A 3,172-nucleotide genomic window follows, 5' to 3' on the forward strand; every position below is an offset into this window, starting at 1 on the left:
CTGCTTCTCCTCGACGTCGCGCAGACGCCTGCGGGCATCGCGGGCGTCGGAGATGGCCCGTTTCAGGTACTCGCGGAGCTTGCTCTCGTCCGTCACGTGTTTTCCCCTCCTCGTCGGGTGTGCGGTGTGCGGGGTGCGGGGTGCGGTATTCCGGCGGTTCTCAGTCGAGGCCGTCGACGAGGGCGAACAGCTCGTCGTCGCTCGCGGAGTCGAGATCGACTTCCGCCTCCTTTGCGCCGCCCGCGCCGGCCGCCGTTTCGGCGAGGCCGACGAGTTCGAGCAGCCGGGCGGCCAGGCGTTCGCGCGAGGCGTCGTCGGAGCCGAGCGACTCGATCGCCGGCTTCATGCGTTCCAGCGCCTCGAGCAGGGAGTCGGCGGCGGCCGTGTCGTCGGGCCCGATCCGGTCCGCCAGGTGGCGGGCCAGGGCGACCGGGTTGGGGTGGTCGAAGATCAGGGTCGCGGGCAGCCGCAGCCCCGTGGCCGCCGTCAGCTGGTTGCGCAGCTCGACGGCGGTCAGCGAGTCGAACCCGAGGTCCTGGAAGCTGCGTTCCGCGTCGACCGCGGTGTGGTCCCGGTGGCCGAGGACCCCGGCCACGTGGGTGCGCACCACATCCGCCAGCGCCTCGGCCCGCTCGGCGGGGCCGAGCGGCGCGAGCCGCCGGGCCAGCGCCTGCCCCTGGTCCTGCTCCGCGGCGCGCGCGGCGGCGCGCCTGGCCGTGGCCGGCGCCAGACCGCGGAGCAGGGGCGGCAGGCTCTCGCCGCGTTCGCGCAGCGCCGCGGTGTCGAGCCGGGTGACGGCCAGCACGGGCCGGCCGGTGGCGTGCGCGGCGTCGAACAGGTCGTGCGCCTCCGCGGCGTCCAGCGGCAGCAGGCCGAGGCGCGCGAGCCGCCGCAGGTCGGTGTCGTTCAGCCCCGCGCTGATGCTGCTGGTCTGCGACCACAGGCCCCAGGCCAGCGAAAGGGCCGGCAGCCCCTGGGCACGGCGGTGGTGGGCCAGGGCGTCGAGGAACGCGTTGCCCGCCGCGTAGTTGGCCTGTCCCGCGGTGCCGATGAGCCCGGCGACGGAGGAATACAGGACGAACGCGTCGAGGTCGAGGCCGCGGGTCAGGTCGTGCAGGTGCCACGCCGCGTCGACCTTGGGCCGCAGCACGGCGTCCAGCCGCCGGGCCGTCAGCTCCCCCAGCACGGTGTCGTCCAGCACACCCGCGGTGTGCACCACCGCGCGCAGCGGATGCTCCGCGGGCACGGCGGCCAGCACCGCGGCCAGCGCTTCGCGGTCGGCCGCGTCACAGGCCGCGAAGGTGACCTCGGCGCCCGAGGCGGCCAGCTCCGCACGCAACTCCGCCGCACCGGGCGCCTGTTCGCCGCGTCGGCTGAGCAGCAGCAGGTGCCGGGCCCCGTGCGCGGTCACCAGGTGGCGCGCGAGCAGCTGTCCCAGAGTGCCGGTCGCGCCGGTGATCAGGACGGTGCCCTCGTCCCAGCGCGGCGCCCCGGACCCGGGCCGGGACTCGGGCCGGGGCTCGACGCCCCGGGTCCTGGTCAGGCGCGGGATGAGCACCTGCCCGTTGCGCACGGCGAGTTGCGGCTCCCCGCCCGTCAGCGCGGCGGGCAGCAGATCTTCCGTGTCGGTGTCGGTGTCGGTGTCGGTGTCGGTGTCGAGCAGGACGATGCGGCCGGGGTGCTCGCTCTGCGCGGTGCGCAGCAGACCCCAGGCACCGGCGTGCGTCAGGTCGGTGACGTCCTCGGGGCCGACGGCGACGGCGCGCCGGGTGACCACCACGAGCCTGGCGTCGGCCAGCCGCTCCTCGGCAAGGAACGCCTGCACGTCCGCGAGCAGTTGCCGCAGCGCCGCCCGCGCCTCGGCGGGCAGGTCCGCCCCGGCCGCGGGAGCGCCGCCGGTCCGCAGGGGCAGCAGCACCGTTCCGGCGCCCGACTTCGCGGCATCCGCCGGGTCGCCGTACGCGGTGACGCCGGCGAACGGGGACGCGCCGAGCACGGCCAGGACCCCGGTGTCGGCGCTGCCGTGCTCGCCGGGGAGCGGGGACCAGTCCACGTGCAGCAGCCCGTCACGGCCCGTCCGCGCGGCGGCGCGCAGCGCCTCGGGGGCCGGCGGGCGCAGCAGCAGCGAGTCCACCGTCGCGACCGGTGCCCCGGTGGCGTCGGCGATTTGCAGCGCGGCCCTGAGGGTCTCCTCGTTCTGGTCCGAAACCGTCAGCAGGACGCGCAGTTCGGCCCCGCCCACGGCGTGCACCTCGGCGCCGTTCCACGAGTACGGCAGCCGCGGCCGGCCGCTTTCGGTCGCGACGCTGGGGAGCAGCGGGTGCAGCGCGGCGTCGAGCAGGGCGGGGTGGAGGATGAACCGGCCTGCCTGATCGCGCAGTTCCTCGGGCAGTGCGACCTCGGCACAGAGGTCGTGGCCGGTGCCGCGCCAGACACGGCGCAGGCCCTGGAAGGCCGGGCCGTAGGCGAATCCCTGGTCGGCGAGCCGCGCATAGGCGTCCTCGATGCCGACCTCGGTGAAGCCGGGCGGTGGCCAGGCTTCGAGCCCGGCACCGTCGGCCAGCGGGTCACGGGCGGTCAGGGTGCCCTCGGCGTGGAGCGTCCAGGCGCTGTCCTCGCCGTCGGGGCGCGCGTGGATGCCGACCGGGCGGGCACCGCCGCCGTCGGCGGTGCCGACGAGCACCTGCACCTGGACACCGCCGCGGGCCGGCAGTGCGAGCGGCGCGGCGAGCGTCAGCTCCTCGACGCGCGGGGTGCCGACCTGCTCGCCGGCCCGGACGGCCAGTTCGAGCAGGGCCGTGGCGGGCAGGATGGCCGCGCCGGCGACCGCGTGCTCCGCGAGCCAGGGCATGGCGCGGGGCGCGAGGTGGCCGGTGAACAGGTGCTCGTCCCGGTCCGCGCGGGCCACCGCGGCACCGAGCAGCGGGTGTTCGACCGCGTGCAGGCCGAGGCCGGCCGCGTCCGCGGGGGCCGCCCGGTCCTCCAGCCAGTAACGCTGGTGCTGGAAGGCGTAGGTGGGCAGCGGGACCGGGCGCGCGCCGGGGAACACGGCGGACCAGTCGGGCCCGGCGCCGCGCAGGCCCAGCAGGGCGAGCGCCGCCGTGGCGGTCTCCGCCTCGGGCCTGCCCTTGCGCAGGGCCGGGACCAGGAGCCCCGCCCGCTCGGTCAGGCT

Annotated in this window: 2 protein-coding genes; both read right to left on the bottom strand. The window is 76.7% G+C overall.

Annotated features, from left to right (window positions below; all coding sequences use genetic code 11):
* A partial coding sequence (locus STBA_RS39415; protein ID WP_171987621.1) for a polyketide synthase docking domain-containing protein occupies positions 1–96 on the bottom strand: 96 nt, incomplete at its 3' end.
* Between the two features lie 64 nt (positions 97–160).
* The coding region (locus STBA_RS02570) for a type I polyketide synthase (protein WP_143659613.1) at positions 161–3,172 on the bottom strand (3,012 nt) is incomplete at its 5' end.

This window comes from Streptomyces sp. MP131-18, from assembly GCF_001984575.1.
In the GTDB taxonomy this organism is placed as follows: domain Bacteria; phylum Actinomycetota; class Actinomycetes; order Streptomycetales; family Streptomycetaceae; genus Streptomyces; species Streptomyces johnsoniae.